This is a genomic window from Streptomyces sp. URMC 126 (assembly GCF_051386555.1).
GTDB lineage: Bacteria > Actinomycetota > Actinomycetes > Streptomycetales > Streptomycetaceae > Streptomyces.
Genome location: NZ_JBPQTX010000452.1, coordinates 1 through 4,369, shown reverse-complemented (window position 1 = coordinate 4,369; position 4,369 = coordinate 1). Strand labels below are relative to the sequence as shown.

Here is a 4,369-nt window from a genome sequence, read left to right as displayed (position 1 = left end):
ATAAGAGACAGCTCCCGCCCTCTCCCACCGCACCCCAAGTCCCCGGACACCGTCGCGTCGAGCCGGGGCGGTACGGCATAGTGGTGTCTGCACGCCCACCGATCAAGCAATTCGGGCGTCGCAGGCGCACCATCCCGGGTCGTCTAATGGCAGGACAAATGGTTTTGGTCCATTGAATGAGGGTTCGATTCCTTCCCCGGGAGCCCTGCTACGGGTCCTGACCGCCCAGGTCAGGACCCGTCCGCGTTCCGGCCCTTCTACGCACCGGTATCCTGCGGGTGTCACCCCCTCGTAACCCCGAAGCCGAAGGGCACACCCGTGAGCGCCAACCGCCCGGCAGCCGTCGTCGTTCTCGCAGCGGGTGAGGGCACCCGCATGAAGTCGGCGACCCCCAAGGTCCTGCACTCGATCTGCGGCCGGTCCCTCGTCGGGCACGTCGTCGCCGCCGCGCGCGAGCTGGAGCCGGAGCAGCTCGTCGTGATCGTCGGGCACGCTCGGGAGCAGGTGACCGCGCATCTGGGCGAGATCGACGCCGCCGTCCGCACCGCCGTGCAGTTCGAGCAGAACGGCACCGGCCACGCCGTGCGCATGGGCCTGGAGGAGCTGGCCCGCGAGGGTGTCCGGCCCGACGGCACGGTGATCGTCGTCTGTGGTGACACCCCGCTGCTCACCGGCGCCACCCTGCGGCGTCTGGCCGAGACCCACGCCGCCGACGGCAACGCGGTGACCGTGCTGTCGGCCGAGGTGCCGGACTCCACGGGGTACGGGCGGATCGTCCGGGACGCGGTGACGGGCGCGGTGACGGAGATCGTCGAGCACAAGGACGCCACCGAGGAGCAGCGGGCGATCCGCGAGATCAACTCCGGGGTGTTCGCGTTCGACGGCCGGCTGCTGGCGGACGCGCTGGGCAAGGTGCGGACGGACAACAGCCAGGGCGAGGAGTACCTCACCGACGTGCTCGGCATCCTGCGCGAGGCCGGGCACCGGGTGGGCGCGGCGGTCGCCGGCGACCACAGGGAGATCCTGGGCATCAACAACCGCGTCCAGCTCGCCGAGGCCCGCCGGCTGCTCAACGAGCGGCTGCTGCACGACGCGATGACGAGCGGTGTGACGGTCGTGGACCCGGCGACGACGTGGGTGGACGTCACGGTGACGTTCGAGCCCGACGCGCTGGTGCACCCCGGCACCCAGCTGCTGGGCGCGACGCACGTGGCCGGCGGCGCCGAGGTCGGCCCCAACACCCGCCTGACGGACACGCGCGTCGAGGCCGGCGCCCGGGTGGACAACACGGTCGCCGAGGGCGCGTTCATCGGCGCCGGGGCCACCGTCGGCCCGTTCGCCTATCTGCGGCCCGGCACGAACCTCGGCCCCAAGTCGAAGGCGGGCGCGTACGTGGAGATGAAGAACGCCGAGATCGGCGAGGGCACCAAGGTGCCGCACCTCTCCTACGTGGGTGACGCCACCATCGGCGAGTACACCAACATCGGCGCCGCGAGCGTCTTCGTGAACTACGACGGTGTGAACAAGCACCACACGACGATCGGCTCGCACTGCCGCACCGGCTCGGACAACATGTTTGTGGCTCCGGTCACGATCGGGGACGGCGTGTACACCGCCGCCGGCTCCGTCATCACCAAGGATGTGCCCCCGGGTTCGCTCGCTGTCGCACGCGGTCAGCAGCGGAATATCGAGGGTTGGGTGGCTCGAAAGCGCCCGGGAAGCGCCGCCGCACAGGCCGCTTCCGCCGCTCTCCAGGAGCACGACGGGGAGCAGTGACCTGACACGGGACTGCCGAACGGGGCGTACCGTGATAAGCGCACACAAAGCGACATCCAAGGAGACTGTGCTGTGACCGGGATCAAGACGACCGGCGAGAAGAAGCTGATGCTCTTCTCCGGCCGCGCCCACCCCGAGCTTGCCGAGGAGGTCGCGCACCAGCTGGGCGTCGGCCTGGTCCCGACCAAGGCCTTCGACTTCGCCAACGGTGAGATCTACGTCCGCTTCCAGGAGTCCGCGCGCGGCGCCGACTGCTTCCTGATGCAGAGCCACACGGCTCCCATCAACAAGTGGGTCATGGAACAGCTGATCATGATCGACGCTCTGAAGCGGGCCTCCGCGCGGAGCATCACCGTGATCCTGCCGTTCTACGGCTACGCCCGCCAGGACAAGAAGCACCGCGGCCGCGAGCCCATCTCGGCCCGCCTCATCGCCGACCTGATGAAGACGGCCGGTGCCGACCGCATCCTCACGGTCGACCTGCACACCGACCAGATCCAGGGCTTCTTCGACGGCCCGGTCGACCACCTCTTCGCGCTGCCGATCCTGGCGGACTACGTGGGCGCCAAGGTCGACCGCGACAAGCTGACCGTCGTCTCCCCGGACGCCGGCCGCGTGCGCGTCGCCGACCGCTGGTGCGACCGGCTCGGCGCCCCGCTGGCGATCGTCCACAAGCGCCGTGACAAGGATGTCGCCAACCAGGTCACCGTGCACGAGGTCGTCGGTGACGTGAAGGATCGTGTCTGCGTCCTGGTGGACGACATGATCGACACCGGTGGCACCATCTGCGCCGCGGCGGACGCCCTGTTCGCCCACGGTGCCGCGGACGTCATCGTCACCGCCACCCACGGTGTGCTCTCCGGCCCCGCCGCGGACCGCCTGAAGAACTCCAAGGTCAGCGAGTTCGTGTTCACCAACACCCTGCCGACCCCGGACGAGCTGGAGCTCGACAAGATCACGGTGCTGTCGATCGCCCCGACGATCGCCCGCGCCGTCCGCGAGGTCTTCGAGGACGGTTCGGTGACGAGCCTCTTCGACGAGCAGGCCTGACGGTCGCCGTAGATCGATTTCGGTGCGGCCTCCCGCGCCGGGTAGACTCCTGGAGTTGCTCGGCGAGGGAGGCCGCACCGTTTTCGTCTCGGTGTGGCGGTCCGTTATCGACGCGCTCTTCGTAGCAGGCCGTTCGTGGGCCGGGTGACCCTGTCCGCACACGACCTCCGAGGAGTGCACCATGGCCGAGATCAAGCTCGCCGCCGCCGTCCGCACCGAGTTCGGCAAGGGCTCCGCCCGCCGCATCCGCCGCGCCCACCAGGTTCCCGCCGTCGTCTACGGCCACGGTGCCGAGCCGGTCCACGTGTCCCTCCCGGGCCACGACCTGATGATGGCGCTCAAGACCCCGAACGTCCTGCTCTCCCTGGACATCGAGGGCCGCGACGAGCTCGTCATCCCCAAGCAGGTCCAGCGTGACCCGCTGAAGGGCTTCCTGGAGCACGTCGACCTGCTCGTCGTCAAGCGCGGCGAGAAGGTCACCGTCGAGGTTCCGGTCCAGACCGAGGGCGACCTGGCCCCGGGCGGCAACCTGCTTGAGCACACCCTGACCGCCCTGCCGGTCCAGGCCGAGGCCACCCACATCCCCGAGGCCGTCGTCGTCTCCATCGCGGGCCTGGACGCCGGTGCCTCCGTCCTCGCCAAGGACGTCGTCCTGCCGGCCGGTGTCGAGCTGGCCGTGGACGCCGACGCGGTCGTCCTGCACGTCGTCGCCGGCCAGTCCGCCCCCGCGGACGAGGCCGCCGAGGGCGCCGAGGCCTGAGCCTCGCGCTGAGCCTCGTTTTCCCTCCGGCCGCCGCCCCGCTCCTGACCCGGAGCGGGGCGGCGGTCGGCGTATGAAGGAGTTATGCGGATGACGACGACGGACGGCATGAGCACGAGCCCCTGGCTGATCGTGGGCCTGGGCAACCCTGGCGCCGAGTACGCGGGCAACCGGCACAACGTGGGCTTCATGGTCGCCGACCTGCTCGCGGAGCGGATGGGCGCGAAGTTCAAGGCGCACAAGGCCCGCGCCCAGGTCGTGGAAGGACGGCTGGGGGCCCCGGGCCCGTCGAGCCGGCGTGTGGTGGTCGCCAAGCCGATGTCCTTCATGAACCTGTCCGGCGGGCCGACGGCCGCGCTGCGCGACTTCTACAAGGTGCCGGTCGAGCGGATCGTGGCCGTCCACGACGAGCTGGACATCGACTTCGGGCAGCTGCGGCTGAAGTTGGGTGGGGGCGACAACGGGCACAACGGTCTGAAGTCGATCACGAAGGCTCTTGGATCCGACTACTGCCGGGTGCGGTTCGGGATCGGGCGGCCGCCTGGGCGGATGCAGGTCGCCGACTTCGTGCTGAAGGATTTCTCTTCCGCCGAGCGGAAGGATCTCGCTTTCGAGGTCGATCGGGCTGCGGATGCGGTGGAGTCGTTGATCGTGGATGGGCTGGAGCGGGCGCAGGGGACGTACAACTCGTAGGGGATTCGCCCCAGTCCCGCCCCTTCCCGTTTCTTGCAGGGGCTGCGCCCCCGCACCCCCGAGCGCGCCTGCGGCGCGCGTCCTCAAACG

Annotated in this window: 4 protein-coding genes and 1 tRNA gene; all 5 read left to right on the top strand. The window is 69.8% G+C overall.

What is annotated here, in order from left to right; all coding sequences use genetic code 11:
• Positions 1-132 precede the first annotated feature (132 nt).
• Positions 133-203: transfer RNA gene (locus ACSNOK_RS31130), tRNA-Gln, on the top strand.
• Positions 204-318: 115 nt separating this feature from the next.
• Positions 319-1,776: a bifunctional UDP-N-acetylglucosamine diphosphorylase/glucosamine-1-phosphate N-acetyltransferase GlmU gene (gene glmU / locus ACSNOK_RS31125; protein WP_436784146.1), complete on the top strand. Its 1,458-nt coding sequence runs from the start codon at positions 319-321 to the stop codon at positions 1,774-1,776.
• A gap of 72 nt (positions 1,777-1,848) precedes the next feature.
• Positions 1,849-2,826 (top strand): ribose-phosphate diphosphokinase, encoded by a 978-nt coding sequence (locus ACSNOK_RS31120; RefSeq protein ID WP_004952610.1) that lies wholly within the window; start codon positions 1,849-1,851, stop codon positions 2,824-2,826.
• 181 nt (positions 2,827-3,007) lie between these two features.
• Positions 3,008-3,586 carry a 50S ribosomal protein L25/general stress protein Ctc gene (locus ACSNOK_RS31115; RefSeq protein ID WP_436784145.1) on the top strand — a complete coding sequence of 193 codons (579 nt, stop codon included), beginning with the start codon at positions 3,008-3,010 and terminating at the stop codon, positions 3,584-3,586.
• A 90-nt stretch (positions 3,587-3,676) separates the two neighbouring features.
• Positions 3,677-4,279: an aminoacyl-tRNA hydrolase gene (pth, locus tag ACSNOK_RS31110; RefSeq protein WP_436784144.1), complete on the top strand. Its 603-nt coding sequence runs from the start codon at positions 3,677-3,679 to the stop codon at positions 4,277-4,279.
• The last annotated feature ends 90 nt before the right edge of the window (positions 4,280-4,369 follow it).

Bases quoted from the DNA above. Each gene is read 5' to 3' on its own strand.
- pth (WP_436784144.1), top strand. From the start codon at position 3,677: ATGACGACGACGGACGGCATGAGCACGAGCCCCTGGCTGATCGTGGGC.
- ACSNOK_RS31115 (WP_436784145.1), top strand. From the start codon at position 3,008: ATGGCCGAGATCAAGCTCGCCGCCGCCGTCCGCACCGAGTTCGGCAAG.